This window comes from Halobacillus sp. H74, assembly GCF_052246715.1.
GTDB classification, from domain to species: Bacteria; Bacillota; Bacilli; order Bacillales; family Halobacillaceae; genus Halobacillus; species Halobacillus litoralis_A.
In genome coordinates this window covers 24,632-41,692 of record NZ_JBQQCI010000007.1, presented here as the reverse complement: position 1 = coordinate 41,692, position 17,061 = coordinate 24,632, and the positions used below count along the sequence as shown (strand labels likewise).

At 41.7% G+C, this 17,061-nt stretch carries 20 protein-coding genes; 11 read left to right on the top strand and 9 right to left on the bottom strand.

Annotated elements, in window-relative coordinates; genetic code table 11:
* Positions 1 to 255: 255 nt before the first annotated feature.
* Positions 256 to 2,187 carry a fructose-1,6-bisphosphatase gene (locus ACTWPX_RS15880; RefSeq protein ID WP_443120576.1) on the top strand — a complete coding sequence of 644 codons (1,932 nt, stop codon included), beginning with the start codon at positions 256 to 258 and terminating at the stop codon, positions 2,185 to 2,187.
* 432 nt (positions 2,188 to 2,619) lie between these two features.
* Here the strand turns inward: ACTWPX_RS15880 and ACTWPX_RS15875 are convergent, their stop codons facing one another.
* The 3 genes from ACTWPX_RS15875 to ACTWPX_RS15865 all read right to left on the bottom strand — a co-directional run bounded on the left by ACTWPX_RS15875 (position 2,620) and on the right by ACTWPX_RS15865 (position 5,831).
* The gene (locus ACTWPX_RS15875) at positions 2,620 to 2,997 is read right to left on the bottom strand and encodes a hypothetical protein (protein WP_443120575.1); all 378 of its coding nucleotides are present in this window, start codon (positions 2,995 to 2,997) and stop codon (positions 2,620 to 2,622) included.
* Between the two features lie 175 nt (positions 2,998 to 3,172).
* A complete protein-coding gene (locus ACTWPX_RS15870) occupies positions 3,173 to 4,708 on the bottom strand; it encodes a glycine betaine uptake BCCT transporter (protein WP_443120574.1) in 1,536 nt (511 codons plus the stop codon).
* A gap of 46 nt (positions 4,709 to 4,754) precedes the next feature.
* The gene (locus ACTWPX_RS15865; protein ID WP_443120573.1) at positions 4,755 to 5,831 is read right to left on the bottom strand and encodes an FUSC family protein; all 1,077 of its coding nucleotides are present in this window, start codon (positions 5,829 to 5,831) and stop codon (positions 4,755 to 4,757) included.
* 144 nt (positions 5,832 to 5,975) lie between these two features.
* On the opposite strand from ACTWPX_RS15865, the gene ACTWPX_RS15860 reads away from it, so the two are divergent.
* Positions 5,976 to 6,827 carry a polysaccharide deacetylase family protein gene (locus ACTWPX_RS15860; RefSeq protein ID WP_443120572.1) on the top strand — a complete coding sequence of 284 codons (852 nt, stop codon included), beginning with the start codon at positions 5,976 to 5,978 and terminating at the stop codon, positions 6,825 to 6,827.
* Between the two features lie 263 nt (positions 6,828 to 7,090).
* Positions 7,091 to 7,204: a GapA-binding peptide SR1P gene (locus ACTWPX_RS15855; RefSeq protein ID WP_128522914.1), complete on the top strand. Its 114-nt coding sequence runs from the start codon at positions 7,091 to 7,093 to the stop codon at positions 7,202 to 7,204.
* Positions 7,205 to 7,560: 356 nt separating this feature from the next.
* On the opposite strand, the gene ACTWPX_RS15850 is transcribed toward ACTWPX_RS15855, so the two are convergent.
* Positions 7,561 to 9,030 (bottom strand): aminotransferase class I/II-fold pyridoxal phosphate-dependent enzyme, encoded by a 1,470-nt coding sequence (locus ACTWPX_RS15850; protein ID WP_443120571.1) that lies wholly within the window; start codon positions 9,028 to 9,030, stop codon positions 7,561 to 7,563.
* Between the two features lie 127 nt (positions 9,031 to 9,157).
* Between ACTWPX_RS15850 and ACTWPX_RS15845 the strand changes: the two genes are divergently transcribed.
* Positions 9,158 to 10,114: an NAD(P)H-dependent flavin oxidoreductase gene (locus ACTWPX_RS15845; RefSeq protein ID WP_443120570.1), complete on the top strand. Its 957-nt coding sequence runs from the start codon at positions 9,158 to 9,160 to the stop codon at positions 10,112 to 10,114.
* A 15-nt stretch (positions 10,115 to 10,129) separates the two neighbouring features.
* Positions 10,130 to 10,405, top strand: a complete 276-nt coding sequence (locus ACTWPX_RS15840; protein ID WP_128522911.1) for a UPF0223 family protein — start codon at positions 10,130 to 10,132, stop codon at positions 10,403 to 10,405.
* 183 nt (positions 10,406 to 10,588) lie between these two features.
* On the opposite strand, the gene ACTWPX_RS15835 is transcribed toward ACTWPX_RS15840, so the two are convergent.
* Positions 10,589 to 11,224: a YktB family protein gene (locus ACTWPX_RS15835; protein WP_443120569.1), complete on the bottom strand. Its 636-nt coding sequence runs from the start codon at positions 11,222 to 11,224 to the stop codon at positions 10,589 to 10,591.
* A gap of 180 nt (positions 11,225 to 11,404) precedes the next feature.
* Between ACTWPX_RS15835 and ACTWPX_RS15830 the strand changes: the two genes are divergently transcribed.
* Both ACTWPX_RS15830 and ACTWPX_RS15825 read left to right on the top strand, forming a co-directional pair.
* Positions 11,405 to 11,596, top strand: a complete 192-nt coding sequence (locus ACTWPX_RS15830) for a hypothetical protein (RefSeq protein WP_128522909.1) — start codon at positions 11,405 to 11,407, stop codon at positions 11,594 to 11,596.
* Positions 11,597 to 11,751: 155 nt separating this feature from the next.
* Positions 11,752 to 12,561 carry an inositol monophosphatase family protein gene (locus ACTWPX_RS15825; RefSeq protein ID WP_443120568.1) on the top strand — a complete coding sequence of 270 codons (810 nt, stop codon included), beginning with the start codon at positions 11,752 to 11,754 and terminating at the stop codon, positions 12,559 to 12,561.
* A gap of 30 nt (positions 12,562 to 12,591) precedes the next feature.
* Here ACTWPX_RS15825 and ACTWPX_RS15820 read toward each other — a convergent pair whose 3' ends face one another.
* Positions 12,592 to 12,774 (bottom strand): DUF5325 family protein, encoded by a 183-nt coding sequence (locus ACTWPX_RS15820; protein ID WP_128522907.1) that lies wholly within the window; start codon positions 12,772 to 12,774, stop codon positions 12,592 to 12,594.
* A gap of 132 nt (positions 12,775 to 12,906) precedes the next feature.
* Between ACTWPX_RS15820 and ACTWPX_RS15815 the strand changes: the two genes are divergently transcribed.
* Positions 12,907 to 13,287: a YlaH-like family protein gene (locus ACTWPX_RS15815; RefSeq protein ID WP_128522906.1), complete on the top strand. Its 381-nt coding sequence runs from the start codon at positions 12,907 to 12,909 to the stop codon at positions 13,285 to 13,287.
* 115 nt (positions 13,288 to 13,402) lie between these two features.
* Here the strand turns inward: ACTWPX_RS15815 and ACTWPX_RS15810 are convergent, their stop codons facing one another.
* Complete coding sequence (locus ACTWPX_RS15810) at positions 13,403 to 13,606, bottom strand: YlaI family protein (protein ID WP_128522905.1); 204 nt, start codon at positions 13,604 to 13,606, stop codon at positions 13,403 to 13,405.
* 137 nt (positions 13,607 to 13,743) lie between these two features.
* Here ACTWPX_RS15810 and ACTWPX_RS15805 point away from each other — a divergent pair, with 137 nt between their 5' ends.
* On the top strand, positions 13,744 to 14,028 hold the full coding sequence (locus ACTWPX_RS15805; RefSeq protein ID WP_128522904.1) for a hypothetical protein: 285 nt from the start codon (positions 13,744 to 13,746) through the stop codon (positions 14,026 to 14,028).
* Between the two features lie 29 nt (positions 14,029 to 14,057).
* Here the strand turns inward: ACTWPX_RS15805 and ACTWPX_RS15800 are convergent, their stop codons facing one another.
* Together ACTWPX_RS15800 and ACTWPX_RS15795 are read right to left on the bottom strand one after the other, a co-directional pair.
* Positions 14,058 to 14,642: a YhcN/YlaJ family sporulation lipoprotein gene (locus ACTWPX_RS15800; RefSeq protein ID WP_431357397.1), complete on the bottom strand. Its 585-nt coding sequence runs from the start codon at positions 14,640 to 14,642 to the stop codon at positions 14,058 to 14,060.
* Between the two features lie 76 nt (positions 14,643 to 14,718).
* Entirely contained in the window at positions 14,719 to 15,213 is a 495-nt protein-coding gene (locus ACTWPX_RS15795; protein ID WP_443120567.1) for a hypothetical protein, read from the bottom strand.
* 90 nt (positions 15,214 to 15,303) lie between these two features.
* Here ACTWPX_RS15795 and glsA point away from each other — a divergent pair, with 90 nt between their 5' ends.
* The gene (gene glsA, locus ACTWPX_RS15790) at positions 15,304 to 16,233 is read left to right on the top strand and encodes a glutaminase A (RefSeq protein WP_443120566.1); all 930 of its coding nucleotides are present in this window, start codon (positions 15,304 to 15,306) and stop codon (positions 16,231 to 16,233) included.
* Positions 16,234 to 16,318: 85 nt separating this feature from the next.
* Positions 16,319 to 16,600, top strand: a complete 282-nt coding sequence (locus ACTWPX_RS15785; protein ID WP_128522900.1) for a YlaN family protein — start codon at positions 16,319 to 16,321, stop codon at positions 16,598 to 16,600.
* Positions 16,601 to 17,061: the final 461 nt, after the last annotated feature.

Here is a 17,061-nt window from a genome sequence, read left to right as displayed (position 1 = left end):
ATCGCCGGGAGCTCCTTATTGTAGTATTGAGCGTTTAATAATGAAAGTGTAGAATTAAATGGTAAATGGCTGGATTTTGGAAAATAGAATCGATTCATAGAATAAATATGTTAATCTTAAATTGTAATATTTCATGGTTTTTAGTAGCTATGAACAAGCGTCTGACTAACGAGTAGGTTTATTAACAAAAGAAGAGCTGTGTTGGAGAGCGAGGCAAGTTTGATGGCGAGGAATTTTGAAAGGGGATACATAATCTTGAACACAAAATACTTAGATTTACTGGCTCAGAAATATGATAGTGAAGAAAAAGTGGCAAATGAAATTATTAATCTTAAGGCTATTCTCAACCTCCCTAAGGGAACCGAGCATTTTGTAAGTGATTTACACGGGGAATATCAAGCATTCCAACATGTGTTAAGAAATGGTTCAGGGAGAGTGAAAGAGAAGATTACAGATCTTTTCAACGATGAGTTATCAGAAAAAGAGATAAATGAGTTTGCCACAATGGTTTATTATCCTGAAGAAAAAATAAAATTAATGAAAAATGCTTTTGATAATAAAAGCGATTTGAATCAATGGTACACGCGAACTATTGAACGGATGATCAAGCTTGTTTCCTATGCCTCCTCTAAGTATACCCGCTCGAAACTACGTAAAGCTTTACCAGAACAGTTTGTTTACATTATAGAAGAGCTACTGTATAAAACTGACGATTTTATTAATAAGGAATCCTATTATACGAAAATCGTCCAGCAAATCAATTCTCTCGGCCAGGCGGACAAGCTAATTACAGGTCTTGCCTATACCACGCAAAGACTGGTGGTGGATCATCTTCACGTTGTAGGGGATATTTATGATCGCGGACCGGACCCTGATAAAATCATGGACACTCTCATAAATTATCATTCCGTTGATATCCAGTGGGGGAACCATGATGTCTTATGGATCGGTGCTTTTTCCGGTTCAAAGGTTTGTCTTGCTAATATTATTCGTATCTGTGCTCGATATAACAATTTGGAAATTATTGAAGACGTCTATGGCATAAATTTAAGACCCCTGCTCAATCTTGCGGAGAAATACTATGAGGACAACCCTGCTTTTAGACCGAAAGTAAGTGCAGATGACAACACACCTCAACATGAAATTGAACAAATCACTAAGATTCACCAGGCTATTGCCATGATTCAATTCAAACTGGAAAGTTCAATCATAAAGAGACGTCCGTACTTCAATATGTCTGAAAGGCTTTTACTTGATAAAGTGGATTATAAGCAAAGCGAAATAGTGATTGGTGACAAGAAGCATCTCCTGGAACACACTTGTTTCACTACCATTGATACAGATAAACCTGATCTCTTATTAGAGGAAGAGGAGCGGGTGCTGGACAAACTGTTGTTTTCGATCCGTCATTCAGAAAAACTCTCTAGACATATGAACTTTTTAATGAAAAAAGGCAGTCTTTATCTGAAATATAACGGAAACTTGTTAATCCATGGCTGCATTCCATTAGATGAACAGGGAAATATGGAAAAAATGAAAATTGAAAATAGAACGTATGCGGGTCGTGAATTGCTTGATATTTTTGAACATTACTTACGGCATGCTTTTGCTCACCCAGAAGAAAGCGACGACCTTGCGACAGATATGGTCTGGTATTTGTGGACAGGAGAATATTCATCACTCTTTGGTAAGAGAGAAATGACGACATTTGAAAGATACTTCATTAAAGATAAGGAAACGCACAGAGAAAGAAAGAACCCTTATTATTATTTACGCGAAAATGAAGAAACCTGTCGTAAAATCCTTAATGAATTCGATCTCCATCCTGATCACGGACATATTATAAACGGCCATACACCGATAAAGGAAATTGAAGGAGAAAATCCAATCAAAGCGAATGGGAAGATGGTGGTCATTGATGGAGGGTTTTCTAAGGCTTATCAATCAAAGACAGGTATCGCAGGATATACGTTATTATATAATTCGTACGGCATGCAGCTTGTAGCGCATAAACATTTTAATTCTAAGGAAGAAGTCCTCAGGGATGGCACAGATGTTTTATCAGTAAAAAGACTGGTAGACGAAGAACTGGAGAGGAAGAAAGTGATGGAAACCAATGTGGGAGAGAAGCTATTGGAGGAAGTTTACATCTTGAATAGGCTATTGGAATACCGGTATATGAATTAACCGATTCTTTTTTTAAATGGCTATGTTAGAGGTTGTTGTTGATTTTTCATATGAGAGTTATTCTGTTATATAGCAGGATTGTTGAAGACACGATTTCGAGACATTTTGTGAGAGAATCGGGGCGGCGGGGAATGCTGCGCTTTCCGCGGGAGCGCGTTGAGCCTCCTCGGACGCTGTCCTGTGGGGTCTCAACATGCCCTCTCTTCCAGCAAGGAGAGCGAGCCGTTTCCCAGCCAACCATAACCTCATACTAAGCCTCGAAACTGAGTCTTACACAATAGGGAGCTTATATCAAAAAATCAACACTGAAATGTAACAGAGCCTTTTAAATAGATATATCCCGCTATTTCCCAGTAGGGAAAGTACTCATTCAAAAAGCGATTCTTATATTGACTCATAGAAAAAGAGCCTTCGTCGCGAAGGCTCTTTTTCCTATTTTTGAGCGAAAGTGATTGAGTTCTCAAGCGTCAGTAAAATTTCTTTACGTGGGTTCTCTCCTGAAATCTTAGTCACGGTTTTTCCTTTTTCTTTTACGACGAGAACAGGCAATTGATCTTTGGATACCTTCAAGTCATCGGCGTTTGTTTCCGTTTGTTTGAACTCAAGTTTTTGTCCGTCGTTCTGCTTCATTTTCCAATCTAATAAAGCACTTAAGTAGTTTTGAGCTTCTTCTTCTTTATCAGGTTCTGTATATAAGTATAATTCATAATCGAGTGGTGTGGCAGTGAACACTTGTACATCTTCTGATTGCGGGAAGCATCCCGCCAATAACAATATGGTCACAAAAGCTAAAAGTATTCTGTTCAGCATTCTCCACCACTCCTTGTCTGTTGATCCAAGTTAAGTGTAACAAAAGGATCAGCCTGAAGTGCCGCTGTTATTGAAATGTCATCAGAATGAAAGCCTGATGTCTCATTTTGACATCTGCTGTTAAAAATTGAAAAAAAGACATGGTGGATTCATTCCACCATGTCTTTCTGCAAATTTATTTGGTTTTCTTCTTCAGATCAACTTTCTTAGCTTCTTCCTGGAAAGCCTTGAATAGGGAGAAACAAATCAAGATCATGATGAACGTGAATGGGAATGCTGCAATGATGGCAGCCGTCTGTAATGCCTGCAGTCCACCTTGCCAAAGAAGCACAGCAGCGGCACCTGCTTGAATGATTCCCCAAGTGAATTTAACCTGGTTCTTCGGATTCAAGCTCCCGTTCGTCGTCTGCATACCTAAAACGAAGGTTGCGGAGTCTGCTGAAGTGACAAAGAATGTACTGATCAACAGGAGACCGATGATGCTCATGATCATTCCAAGTGGTACGTGTTCCATCATAGAGAACAAGGCAACTTCTGTACCGAGTTCACTTACATCAGAATAAATATCCACACCATCAAAGAATTCAAGAGAAATGGCTGTCCCACCGAATACTGAGAACCAAAGGGCTCCGAATATGGTCGGGACGAGCAATACTCCTAGAACGAATTCGCGGATAGTACGACCTCTGGAAACACGTGCGATGAATGTCCCAACGAATGGTGCCCAGGAGATCCACCAAGCCCAGTAGAAAATCGTCCAATCTTGGACCCATGTCGTGTCTTTAGCGAATGGTGTCAAACGGAAACTCATGTAAGGTAAATCACGTACATAAGAACCGAACGTTGTCGTGAAGTAATCCATGATGAAATTGGTCGGTCCGGCGAAAAGCATGAACAGCATCAATAAAAGGGCAAGGACTATGTTCGTATTACTGAGATACTTAATTCCTTTATTCAAACCTGTCATGGCAGAAATCATAAATAATACGGTAACAACTCCGATGATTGCCAACTGTAAACCGAATGTATCCTCTAAACCATCAACAGTAAAAGCAAGTCCACTAGAAATCTGTAATGCACCTAAACCTAAAGAAGTGGCAACACCGAAAATCGTTGCGAATACCGCAATGAAATCGATAAGAGTACCGATAGGGCCTTTAACTCTCTTTTCACCTAAGACTGGTGTAAGAGCAGCACTGATGACACCTGGTGCATCTTTTCTGAACTTAAAGTAAGCCAGTGCTAAAGCTAGTACAGCATAAATCGCCCATGGGTGGAGTCCCCAGTGGAAGAAAGTATATTTCATTGCCGATTGTGCCGCTTCTTCACTCATTCCTTCTTGATCGACAAGAGGTGGCGTGTGGAAGTGGGAGAGAGGTTCAGCTGCTCCCCAGAAAACAAGCCCGATTCCCATACCAGCACTGAATAACATAGCAAACCAAGTGATGTATGGGTATTCCGGCTCATCCTCCGGCTTACCTAGTTTTAATTTACCATACTTAGAAAAGACCAAAAAGATAGCAAAGATTAAAAATCCAGTAGCTGATAGTAAGTAAAACCATCCGAATTTCTCAGTTAAGAATCCTTGAATGTTTGATGTTATGTTCGCTAAGTTCCACGTCGGTAGCGTCGATTCAGGAATTATTCCCCAAATGATGAACAAAATTGCAGCTACGACGGAAATGTAGAATACTTTTGTTACTTGATTCATAACTAACATCCCTCCTAATAGTAGTAGTGTTAACATTCCCCTTTTTCTAATTTTCTTGTGTTACGTAACATTTTTCTACGATATGCCGCTGTTTTTCTGACAAATTTTGCAATTCCTCCAAAACGTCATGAAAACAAAGCATTTCATAAATCAAAATGGTTTGCGGGGGTAAATGATGGCGATAACCAGTTTCTTTCTCGACATGGTCTTCTTTCCATTTCCAGAACACATCATCCAACTGGTCAACCATCTGGAACTGCTCTTCTCTGATTGTATGGGTGGGATCGTGAAGTACTCTGGCGTATTCATCAGACAGAGAGTGTAAAAGTCCTTTTTCGCTTTCCGTGAAATCAGCGGCCTTGGTTTGGACGTATTGAATGTTCCCCAAGTGATAGGCAATTTGTTGAAATGCCCCCAGCTTTCGTTGAGAAAGTTGAAAAGCGACCATCTCTTCTTTTGAATGGCGATGATACTTCCATTCTTCTCGCTGATATCGGGATAATTGAAAGGTCTTCTCTAAATGGGCAGTCAATTGCCGATAGGAACGGTGAATTCCACGAGTTTTCTCTTTAGATTCTGCCGTAACTTCATTAATTATTCGTTTAACGAGCAGACCAGCATGATTATACAAACCATTGATGTTTTTGTAAATCATGGGGGAATAATTGGGTGGCAATAGGAAAAAATTCACAAAAGTCGAGATGATGATTCCAATGGATGTAGTACCCAGTCTCATGAAAAACGAAACAATATGATGATCCTGAAAATCGGGAATCATGGCTGTGGCGGTGATTGTAGCCACTAAAATCCCATCATCCAGTTTCAGTTTGTGGCAGACAGCAATCGTAGCCATTGCCACCAAAGCGAAAGTAAGTGCACCTTTACCGAACAGTCCATAAAAAGTGGTGGCAAGCAATGCTCCGATGGCTGAAGCAGGAAATCTAACAGCTGCTTTTTTGATAGAATCTGCAGCGGTATGCTCGATTGTTACGATGGCGGTAATCACTGCAAAAATGATAGGCAAATTAAAAAAACCGCAAATCAATGCAGTCAAAAAGACTGAAATACCCGTCTTGAGTGTGCGGCTACCCATAATTTTGAATTTTTTTAATGTGTCAAACATTTTTATCACCATCACCCTATATTTAGAAGTCAAGAAGACCACGATAGTATATTATATAATAAATTTCCCGAAAACGATAGAAAAAATGTAGAAACTTCTTATATAATGGAGGAAGTGGAAATACATAACAGTGGAGGGACATCGATGAAGAAGTGGATAGGTTTATTTTTGGTTCTTACTCTTTTGCTGGCTGCATGCTCAGGAGTAGAGAGTAAAGAAAGCCGGGAGGAAGAGGGGAAAGAAGCGGCAACAGAGACGAACACGGGGGAAGAAACAGTTGAAGAAACGGGAGATACAGAGGAAAAAACAGATTCAGAATCAGCATCAGAATCAGCAGAAGAAAGTGAAGAAACGGTAGTGGAAAAGGAACCACAGTATGAAATCACTGACAACTGGTCATTCCAACCGATTGCTGATGCGAATCCAAAGGTTGCCTTATTGACCTTTGATGATGCTCCTGATCAATATGCAGTGGAAATGGCGAAAACGCTGAAAGAATTAGAGGCACCTGCTATCTTTTTCGTGAATGGTCACTTTATTGATACCGAAGAAGAAAAAGCGGCGTTAAAAGAAATCCATGAACTAGGTTTTCCAATCGGTAATCATACAGCGACACACGCATCTTTGCCTGACTTGACCGAAGAACAACAAAGAGAAGAGATTATCGGATTGAATGATGAAATCGAAGAAATCATTGGAGAGCGTCCGGATTTCTTCCGTGCTCCATTCGGTCAAAACACTGAGTTTTCTAAGAATCTGGCGGCTGAAGAAGACATGCTAGTCATGAACTGGACGTATGGCTATGATTGGGAGTCAGAATACCAGAATGCAGAGTCCTTGGCAGATATCATGGTTAATACCCCACTTCTGGGGAATGGCGCAAACTTGCTCATGCATGATAGGGAATGGACGTATAAAGCAGTCGACGAAATAGTCGAGGGGATTCGGGGGAAAGGTTTTGAATTACTTGATCCAGCCCTCATTCAAACCCCATAGAATATATTTGTAAAGGCAGGTCATCATTTATGATGATCTGTTTTTTTATGGGTTATTAAAGGGTCTGAAATAATTGTCGTTTTCTTAAAAGTGAGCTTTTTCCTGGACTAATTTCACAAGTAAGCTCATATATTTATTAGAAGGTGATTTATTAGTATGGCACATTTTTAAAAAAGTTATACTTTTGGGGTTGCATTTTTTAATGTGTCATAATAAAATATAATCACATTGAAAGCGATTACAAAATAAGGAGTGGATATGAGATGGGAACAATCGTCTGTCAAGACTGTCAAAAGGTGATCGAACATTACGAAAATGAAAAGGTTTCTACTCTTTACAGCACATGTCCGACCTGTAACAAACCAGAGAAAAAATAATAATTACATTAATCTATTGAATAGGGGCTCTCTTTCTGAAAAGGAAGAATAAATAAGAAAAGAATCAAGCGCTGCAATGAGCGCTTGATTCTTTTTGTTTTTGAGTCATCCAGCTCCAGCGCCTAGCCTCTCGAGGTCTTAAGTCCATCCGTCTCGTGAAGGAAAACCGCTCCACGTTACGGATGTTCTTAAGCTTGTCGAGGCTGAACAAGGCGCTTGCGCTTTTGAGTCATCCAGCTCCAGCGCCTAGCCACTCTCGACATAAGCAATCCGTCCTGTGGAAGGGAAGAACACCTTCCACCGGCCGTTTTGCTTATGCGTTTCGTGTCTTTCAAGGCGCTTGCGCTTTTGAGTCATCATTTAAATGCTTTTTGTTCGCGGATGACTTGGATTTTCTCAAGTGTGTCGTCTTCTGGGCCCTGAACGGGTAATCCTGCTTCAATGTTTTCATGAATATAATCGATATTGTCGGATGTGATGATCTCCCCGGGGATGAAAATTGGAATACCTGGGGGGTAAACCATAACGAATTCAGCACTAATGCGTCCGACTGCTTCTTTTAACAAAATGGTTTCGGTGGACGCATAGAAGGCATCCCTTGGTGATAAGGAAAGGACAGGGATAGCCGGAACTTTCACAGGGATACTGGTCACATCATCCACGCTGACACATTGGTCGGCAAGGCATTTGAGAGCTTCTACCAGTTTTTCGATATCTGACCCTCTGTCTCCTGGTGTTACAATACATAGGATATTATAAAGATCGGATAATTCAACCTCAATATGATAGTTCTCACGGAGCCAAACCTCGACATCATAGCCTGACATACCAAGTTTTTTCACTGAGATAATTAATTTGGTCGGGTCATAATCGACGGTCGCATCACTGGTCAGAATCTCATTTCCAGGACAATAGATGGAAGGGATCTCATTCAATTGTTGACGGGCAAGATCAGCTAACCGGAGAGTTTCCTCCATTAATGCATGCCCGTTGATGGCGAGATGTCTTCTGGCAGTATCCAAGGATGCAAGTAAAATATATGAAGTTGATGTCGTTGTCAACATGGACAAGATGGATTGTACGCGCTCATGGGAAACGAGACCTTCCCGCAAATTCAGCACTGAACTCTGTGTTAATGAACCACCAAGCTTATGCACACTTGTTGCGGCCAAATCTGCTCCTGCCTGCATGGCAGAAAGGGGGAGCCGTTCATGAAAGTGAATGTGGACACCATGGGCTTCATCAACGAGAACGGGTATGTCATAATTATGAGCGATCTCTACAATCTCCTGTAGATCAGCGGTTATACCGAAATAAGTAGGATTAATGACCAACACACCTTTGGCATCTGGATGGGCTTCGCAAGCTTTCTTCACGGCATGCGAGGTGATGCCGTGTGAGATCCCGAATCGCTCATCCAATTCGGGGTGGATGAAAACAGGTTTAGCTCCCGAAAAGATGATAGCTGTCGTAATTGATTTATGAACGTTCCTTGGTACAATGATTTTATCTCCAGGCTGGCACACACTCATGATCATCGTCATGATTGCACCTGATGTTCCCTGGACAGAGAAGAAGGTATAGTCAGCCCCAAAAGCTTCTGCGGCAAGATCTTGAGCTTCTTTAATCATTCCTTGGGGGTGGTGGAGGTCATCCAGGGGTTCGATGTTGATCAAATCGATCGAAAGAGCATTTTCGCCCATGAATTCGCGGAACTCCTCATCCATCCCTTTTCCACCCTTGTGACCAGGAATGTGGAACTGGATGGGGGTTTGATCTCTATGTTTTTTCAACCCTGTGAATAAGGGGGTTTCATGTTGGTTCATAAATCGTTCACACCTCTTTACAAATAGAAAAGCAAATGAATTATAGCAGAGTCCCGGATAGCTGGCTAGTCTTTTGTGTATCCTTTTTCCAATCGTGATAAAATGAACAGAAAGAGGAGGGGATGAAATGCAGTGGAAAACACGCGTGACAGAGTTGTTGGATATTACATACCCGATCATCCAGGGAGGATTGGCTCATTTAGCTTACTCAGATCTGGCAGCAGCAGTTTCGAACGCTGGGGGATTAGGTCAATTGACAGCGATGAGCATGGATGGACCTGAACAATTAGCAGAGGAAATCGAAAGGCTCAGACAAATGACTGAGCAGCCATTCGGCATCAATTTTGCCATTGGTCAGCACGGACGGCCTTTTGAAACGATGGTAGACGTAGCCATCAATAAAAAAGTTCCGGTGATATCCGTGACAGGGGGCAACCCCAAGCCAGTATTAGATATGGTTCGCGGCACAGGGATTAAAACATTAGTGCTTGTAGCGGCCAGAAGACAGGCGGTCAAAGCAGAAGAGCTCGGTGCTGATGCTGTCATGGTGGTTGGCCACGAAGGTGGAGGTCACCTCGGGCGGGATGATGTCGGTACATTTGTCCTCACCCCCCAAGTGGTCGACGCTGTCGATATCCCTGTAATTGCTTCCGGGGGCATCGGCGACGGGAAAAGCTTGATGGCTGCGTTAGCACTTGGAGCGGAAGGGGTCGAAATGGGGACGAGGTTCATTGCTACTAAAGAATGTGTTCATGCCCATCCGGCTTATCAAAAAGCCCTCATTGAAGCGGATGAAACTTCGACGACAGTTATTAAAAGGAGTCTGAAAGCACCTGCCCGCGCATTGAAAAACAGTTGGACAGATCGTATTCTGGAACTTGAACAAGAAAAAGCGGGTTATGAGGGACTGAAATCCTTCATCAGCGGGCAAGCGAATCGAAAATTCATCCATGACGGTGAGCAGACATCCGGTTTCGGGTGGGCTGGTCAAGTCGCATCAAGAATTCATGATGTACCGACAGTAGATGAAATGATCCAACGTATGATTACAAATGCTGAGGAGATCCGAATACGTTGGAATTAACAAAGGAGGAAAAGGATGAGCTACACCTATCCCATCGATGAAGTATATTGGACAAAAGAAGAAATCATAGATGTGGTCAATTTTTACAGCTTGGTCGAACAAGCATATGAAAAAGGTATCAAACGTGACGACTTGTTGATGGCCTATACGAGATTCAAACAAATTGTCCCTTCAAAGAGTGAAGAAAAAACACTTTGCAGCCAGTTTGAGAAAGAGTCCGGTTATTCCTGTTATCGGACGGTTAAACAAGCCAAGGCTTTAAGTCCTGGGGATAAAGTTAAGATGTCATGAGCCGAAAGTGGGAATGACAGAAGAAAGCAGTTCAGTTTGGAAGTGCCGTACGCACTGTTTCCCAAAATCTGAACTGCTTTTTCATGGGGAAATATAATCGAGGGGGAGAAGAACAGCAAGCATTGAATTGCGTGCAATTCAATGCTTGAAAATCTTAATCAATCAGGTATTCAACGTGGAAAATTAATCGATCTGTTTGGTGAAACGATAAAGCGGTTCAAGTGTTTGGAAAGTCTCTTTACAAAGGTCGAGGAAAGCACCGGGATCTTTCAAACGGTCATCACCTCTTGCTATGTGCCGTCCGCAAAGGATTTCGGCCTTTTTAACTGTCTTCAATCGCTCGGTCATGTTAGAGAACTTCTCACTATCAACATCGCTTTGCGGAATCGCTTCAGGCTTCGTGTGATCTACGGACCATACAAAATCTTCAGGGATGTGATCAAGGATGTCCTTTTTGTTTTCCTCTAATTTATAGGCGAAATCCTCTTTGATCGGGCTTTCGTAAATGACTGCAAACCAAATGAACACGTGAGATTCCCACAGACCGATTTGGAAATGCGGCAGTTTCTTATAGCCTCTATTATTTGAAGCAAGTGCAGCCCATGTGTCGTTCGGTGGATTTGTCTTCCTGCGAAGGTGCCGCGCGACATGGACGAACATCTCATCACCTGTCATAGCCGTTACATCTGGAGCGAGCTCCGTGGCGACGGCTTCAAGTTTAGGCGAAATCCGTTCTCTTAAAGCTTCCATTCTATTTTCCAACCCCGGAATGGAAAATACGTCAAAATCTTTTTGGGTGAACCCAGTAAAAGTCGTCATTTAATCAACTCCTCCAATTTCCTCGGTCTTATTTTACCATAAAGGCAAGGTGTTTCTAAGTGATGTGTCCCGATGGTTTGAATGATGTAAAAATGGGTTACATATAAGTAATCTAACTGAAACTTCTGTAGCAATAATCACATATATATATAGTAAGGATTTGAAAGGGAGGGATTGGCAGTGAAACATGTCATGGAAGCGTTGCGCAAACGAGAAGCTGAAGAAAAGCTCCCGGTAATCCGTATGGAGATTGATTACGAATTGGTTACATTGCATGATGCAATGATCGCAGAAGATGTCGAAAAAATTAAAAAGACAAAAAAACGACTCTCTGAACTTCGTAAGCAATTGATTGAATGGTCTATAGAGTAGCGAGCAACAATATAGTTGCTCGCGCTTTTTTGATTTCAGCAGGACAAGCTAAGTAAGGAAAACCTTCTCCATTATTTTTACGCGCTTTGAGACATGAAATAATCAACGGACTTTGATACGATAAACGATGAGACTTATAAAAGGGGTACGATGACATGGATCAACATATAAAGAACGAGGTATTCGATTATGCAAAAGCATGGATTTTGGAAGCCGGTGAACGGATTCGTTCAAAAATCGATTCACCAAGATCCATCGAGACGAAGTCCAATGCGAACGACCTTGTAACAGAGATGGATCAGGAAACAGAACAATTTTTTGCTAAAAAGATTAAAGATACTTATCCGCAACATTATCTTTTCGGAGAAGAAGGATTCGGCGATGAAATAGAGGACTTAGGGGGAACCGTATGGATTATCGACCCTATTGATGGAACAATGAATTTCGTCCATCAAAAAAGAAATTTCGCTATTTCCATCGGCGTTTATTTTGAGGGGGTCGGAGAAGTCGGTTTAATCTATAACGTAATGGAAGATGTTCTTTATGCAGTCAAGCGTGGAGAAGGTGCGTATAAGAATGACCAGCGACTTCCGGATTTAAGTGAAAAACGACCATTGAAAGAATCCATTCTAGCATTGAACACAAGCTGGTTGATACCAGAAAATCCACACGTGGAGCATAATGGTATGGAAGAGCTTGTTAAAACATTACGCAGCACAAGATCTTATGGATCAGCCGCTTTAGAATTCGCCTTTGTCGCAGAAGGGATACTTGATGGATATTTAACTATGACGCTGATGCCCTGGGATTATGCTGCAGGGAGCATACTTGTTCGCGAAGTAGGTGGAATCGTTACCCGGGCTGACCAGAAAGAGCTGGATCTTTTAAATTCCACGACGGTCCTCGCAAGCCGTGCCAACATTCATAAAGAGATCTCTGAGAACTATGTCCAACTGAAAAAATGAAAGAAAGCGACCCGGATAAGGTCGCTTTCTTCATGCTTGTTCTTGTTGTTGCTGGCGTTTGCGTTTCAAACCGAAGCTCATTAAGACAAAGCCTAGAATGAAAAGTACAGCTGCAAGCCAAAAAATCTCCTGGCCAAGAGCAAACCCGACAGCAACAAAGGATAAAATGACAAGAAAGGCTAAGAAGCCTGGATTCCATTGATTATTTTTCACAAGCGTCACCTCTATTCATCATTATTATAAAGGATTTGTCCAAATAATGAAAATCGCGGGATGGGTGGCATATGGTGGATGATTCTAGTATCATAGATGGAAGAGAACAGGGGAATCACGAGGAGGAACGTCATGAAAGATACATCAACATTACCTGTGCCTACAGACTTATGGCCTGTAGCAGATTTCTTTTTTAAAGGGATGGGAAATGAAGTCAATTTAAATGATGAAGATGAAGTAGCGATGTTATTTCGTTCATTTATGCTTTTATACTTAACAACGGTTGCCTTGGCAATCATTACTTTCAAGCTGGGTTTTGCAAGGAAACTGCCATTGATGAAAACGATTGTAGTCTATGCTTTTCTAGTGATCGGTACATTCATTTTGACATTGATTCTAGGATTGAACTTACCGCTCCCAGAGAGCTTGCTGGTTGCTGCCCTGATTCTGGGTATTTACCGATTGCGCTTGCATAAAGAACGCGGTGGCCGTCAACAGAATGAATCTTCATAAAAAAATCCCTTCCGGTCATTCGGAAGGGATTTTTTTATAGTATGGGAATTCATTTATGATGTTCTTGAGATTTTAATCGAAATGAGTGTTTACAGATTGACGTGATTCATCCAGTTTAAGATAAATGCTTTTCCTTTTTGCGTTCTCTGTTGAACCGGAATTTGCCTGTGGAGAGTCGTTTATTTGTTTTTTCTTCAATTCGATCGTGACAGGATTGACACATGTACGTGTGAATCCGTCGATTTCTCAGCCTTTTTGCCTGAAGACAGTAACTGTCTATTTTTTCGATATTATCGCAAATTACGCATTGTACACGCATCTTTTCACCTCTATTATTTAAAACGATTACGTATAGTTTAACATAATATGACTTTTATAAATAGATGAAGTTTCCACGTTTGAGGGAGGAGTAGTTCGGGAAATGTAATTAAAGAAGCAAAAGAAAGGGATGATTTTGTGAGAAAACGTTGGATTTTTACAGCAGTTGGTGCAGTTGCTGGAGGTACGATTGCGTATTTCCTGAAAGATGAGGAGAAAAGAGAACAGGTGAAAGACAAAGCAAGATCTATCCAAGGAAGCTTCGGACAGAAAGCTGATTTGCCGATTGAAGAAGCGGGTAAACCGGAAGTATCCCATCAAGATAATGCGGATATGGTCGCGGAAGGTTCGCAGTTCGGTGTTCAATACTATAACGAATTAACTGAAAAAGAAAGAGAAATCCTAGAAAAAAGTAACAGCTAAATCCTTTCGGGGATTTAGCTGTTTTTCTGTCACTCTTGTTTAGATTGTTCTTTTTCGATTTCTTCTAATTGCTCTTGTTCTTTTTCAGGGACGGAGTCTTGATTCTTGTTTGTATGAGGTTTTTCATTGATCGGACCTTCTGGCATATACCGGGCGACAATCTGGCTGAGTTCATCGGTTACAGCTTCGATTGGATGCCCTTCAGAAATTTTCTGGCCGAGACCACGCAGGCGCTCTACACCATCTGCATCAGCAATGACGGTCGCCTGCTTTCCATACGGGTCATGCTTGAGCGCTTCTGCAACTGAGTATTTGATGACTCCGACTCGTGACCTATCCAGATCTTTGTCAACGTCAATTCCGACAGCTACATAATTTCCTAGCACGATAGCTGTCGCGTCGTGGACATCTGGTACTTCTACAGCTAGTTTAGCCAGATGCCGTGCAGCTTGCTGACTGGTCATGTCTTTTTTCTTGACTGGTTCAGAATCCGTCACATATTTTACTTCTGAATCTCCTTGGCGTTCTTCTAATAAGGACTCTTCGCCATTTTGCTGACAAGCGGCTAAAAGCATAAGGATCATCAACAATAATAATTTTTTCAAAGGAAACACCACTTTTTTTATTTATAGCCTGTGTCACCTTGTAGATAATATACAAAAAGGACAGCTTCAAGAGCTGCCCAAATCATTACTGTAATACAATTTTTTTAATCCCCTTGATGGGGGAAGATTTATTCGACCCGTCTTTATAATAAAGATGCACAGGACCTTCGTTTCTTAATGGCTTGCCATTTTCAGAAAAGAGAAGGAGAGACTCTGCTAAATCATCAGCATCAATGACCTGTTCTCCTTCATCTGTGATAAGTGTCGCTTTCTCAACGTCTTTGTTTGGTTCACTTGTATGAAGGAATGGTTTCAATGGCATGAGAAATGTCCCGTTCATAATGCGCTGCTTTTCGTATCTGTTGATACTTTTATTGACAGGCGGGTTAAGTTTCTGTTGATAGACTTCCCTGTCAAAACGCAGTGATTGGCGTTTCAGTTCATCTTCTTCTTCTGCAGATGGTTCTGCTTTTTCTGGTTGGAATGCTTCTGTTAAGGTCATCTTCCGATCATCAAAAATCCATACAGTCGGATCTAGCGTGATCGGGAATTTAACATTTCCTGCTATTTGAACAATCATGGCTGGAGCCACCTTTCGATTAGTAAAAAGTCATCCATCCAAATCATAGCAAAAAATGAATTCGATTTCATTAAAAGGAGGCTGGATCCATTGATAAAAGATATTTCAAGTGATGTTTTGAACGAGTGGCTCAACAATGTCCGTCCTTATGCATATGACGGCCAGGTAGCCAATTATATACCTGCCTTATCGAGGCAAAACCCGGAGGACTTGGCGGTAGCTATCCATTATATCGATGGCAGTACAGTAGAAGCCGGGGAAGTGGAAGTAGGCTTCACACTTCAAAGTATTTCTAAAGTGATCGCCCTTGCTTTGGCACTGATGGATAATGGAGAGAGCTATGTTTTTGACCGTGTGGGGATGGAACCGACCGGCGACCCTTTTCATTCTATCTATCGTTTGGAGCAGAGTCCTTCCAAGCCATTAAATCCGATGATCAATGCGGGAGCTTTAGCGGTTACGAATATGATTCATGGCGATACCCCTGATGAAAAAGTTGGTCGCTTGCTCAGTTTTATCCACGAGTTGACAGATGATCACTCAATCAGATACAACGAAGAAGTAGCTGTCTCTGAATTTGAATCAGCCTTTTTGAACAGATCGCTGCTTTTTTATATGAAACAACACCAAATCGTGACCGGCAGTGTGGAAGAAACATTAGATGCGTATACGAAACAATGTGCGATCGAAGTGAACGTCTGTCAGTTAGCCCGGATAGGCGCCTTGTTGGCGAATGGCGGGATTGATATTGAATCAGGACGCCGGATAATACCGAAACATCTCGCAAGAATTTGCAAAACATTCATGGTGACATGCGGGATGTACGATGCATCAGGATCGTTTGCCATAAAAGTAGGCATACCAGCAAAAAGTGGAGTGTCAGGATCGGTGTTAGCTTCACTGAATGATTTTGGTGGTATTGCAGTCTACGGACCTAGCCTTGATGAAAAAGGGAACAGCGTCGTCGGGTTAAGGTTATTAGAGACATTATCCAATCGATATGACCTCTCAATTTTTTGAACTTGTCCCATAACAATGTTGCAATTTTCCCCGCTTAACGATAAGATTATAAAAAGAAAGACTTGTATATTGGAGGGGATTTTTGATGTTGTCTGATGTGGCTGTGGATCATCGTGAAAAAGCCTATGCCCTTCTAAAAGCTGACGCTGATAAAATATTAAGGTTGATAAAAGTACAGATGGACAACTTGACTATGCCTCAATGTCCACTTTACGAAGAGGTTTTAGATACACAGATGTTCGGATTATCCCGAGAAATTCACTTTGCAGTTCGCTTGAATCTAATCAGCGATGAAGAAGGTAAACAACTATTGGATAACCTGGAAAAACAATTGAATGTTTTGCATGAGGCTGCCCAAAAGTCATAATATGTAAACTCAAATTGCGACACGTCCCTGTTGTGATTTGAGTTTTTTTGTGGAAAATTTCAAACCTCATTCTTATCTTCCTTATTTTCAAGACTTGATTTCGATATGTTTGTTGAGTGGGTCGGGGCGGCGGGGTATGACTCGTCCAGGGCAATTCTGCATTTGAACACTTTCCGTGGGAGCGCTGTGAGCCTCCTCGGACTCAGTGGGTTCTCAACATGCCCTCTCTTCCCGCAGGAGTCTTCGCATTCCGCGCCGACCCTTGCTATAAAATTCCTCGAAAACATGAGATATTAGCCGTTATTCATTGAGGAGCATTTACCCTTCCATGTCGTGCATATAGCATTTTAAGTAAAAATGCTCCTAACCATGAAGGTAGTTTAGAGCACGTGCCAAATTATGGTGGATGGGAAAACGGTGAGACTCCTGCGGGAATGGATGGGCTGGCGAGACCCCGCAGA

What these genes read in the sequence shown, in the direction of transcription:
- ACTWPX_RS15870 (WP_443120574.1), bottom strand. Translation starts at nt 4,708, where the DNA reads ATGAATCAAGTAACAAAAGTATTCTACATTTCCGTCGTAGCTGCAATT.
- ACTWPX_RS15835 (WP_443120569.1), bottom strand. Translation starts at nt 11,224, where the DNA reads ATGACGACTTTTACTGGGTTCACCCAAAAAGATTTTGACGTATTTTCC.
- ACTWPX_RS15860 (WP_443120572.1), top strand. Translation starts at nt 5,976, where the DNA reads ATGAAGAAGTGGATAGGTTTATTTTTGGTTCTTACTCTTTTGCTGGCT.
- ACTWPX_RS15840 (WP_128522911.1), top strand. Translation starts at nt 10,130, where the DNA reads ATGAGCTACACCTATCCCATCGATGAAGTATATTGGACAAAAGAAGAA.
- ACTWPX_RS15850 (WP_443120571.1), bottom strand. Translation starts at nt 9,030, where the DNA reads ATGAACCAACATGAAACCCCCTTATTCACAGGGTTGAAAAAACATAGA.
- ACTWPX_RS15810 (WP_128522905.1), bottom strand. Translation starts at nt 13,606, where the DNA reads ATGCGTGTACAATGCGTAATTTGCGATAATATCGAAAAAATAGACAGT.
- ACTWPX_RS15815 (WP_128522906.1), top strand. Translation starts at nt 12,907, where the DNA reads ATGAAAGATACATCAACATTACCTGTGCCTACAGACTTATGGCCTGTA.
- ACTWPX_RS15865 (WP_443120573.1), bottom strand. Translation starts at nt 5,831, where the DNA reads ATGTTTGACACATTAAAAAAATTCAAAATTATGGGTAGCCGCACACTC.
- ACTWPX_RS15855 (WP_128522914.1), top strand. Translation starts at nt 7,091, where the DNA reads ATGGGAACAATCGTCTGTCAAGACTGTCAAAAGGTGATCGAACATTAC.
- ACTWPX_RS15785 (WP_128522900.1), top strand. Translation starts at nt 16,319, where the DNA reads ATGTTGTCTGATGTGGCTGTGGATCATCGTGAAAAAGCCTATGCCCTT.
- ACTWPX_RS15795 (WP_443120567.1), bottom strand. Translation starts at nt 15,213, where the DNA reads ATGATTGTTCAAATAGCAGGAAATGTTAAATTCCCGATCACGCTAGAT.
- ACTWPX_RS15845 (WP_443120570.1), top strand. Translation starts at nt 9,158, where the DNA reads ATGCAGTGGAAAACACGCGTGACAGAGTTGTTGGATATTACATACCCG.
- ACTWPX_RS15875 (WP_443120575.1), bottom strand. Translation starts at nt 2,997, where the DNA reads ATGCTGAACAGAATACTTTTAGCTTTTGTGACCATATTGTTATTGGCG.
- ACTWPX_RS15825 (WP_443120568.1), top strand. Translation starts at nt 11,752, where the DNA reads ATGGATCAACATATAAAGAACGAGGTATTCGATTATGCAAAAGCATGG.